This window comes from Pseudomonas sp. Lb2C2 (assembly GCF_052112205.1).
In the GTDB taxonomy this organism is placed as follows: domain Bacteria; phylum Pseudomonadota; class Gammaproteobacteria; order Pseudomonadales; family Pseudomonadaceae; genus Aquipseudomonas; species Aquipseudomonas kilonensis.
Genome location: NZ_JAUTYW010000048.1, coordinates 1 through 239, shown reverse-complemented (window position 1 = coordinate 239; position 239 = coordinate 1). Strand labels below are relative to the sequence as shown.

Sequence of the window (239 nt, the reverse complement as noted above, 5' to 3'; positions counted from 1 at the left end):
GGTTCCTACAGCGTCACTTCGCCGGTGAACCAACCGACCGGTGATGTCACTGCGAACTCGTCGGACGCAGCAGGTAATGTCAGCCCTGACACCGTGGTGGCTTATGCCGATGCCACGGCGCCAGTTGCGCCGAGCGTAACCGTGGTGGCCAATGCCGACGGCAGCCTGGTGGTCAGCGGCAGTGCCGAGCCGAACAGCACGGTTACTGTGACTTACCCGGATGGCAGCACCGCGACGGT

General features: G+C 64.0%; 1 protein-coding gene. It reads left to right on the top strand.

All coding sequences use genetic code 11. The annotated features are described in order from the left end of the window. Nucleotides 1-239 (top strand): hypothetical protein (locus Q7F16_RS30215; RefSeq protein WP_409557437.1); only part of this gene is annotated, 239 nt, incomplete at both ends.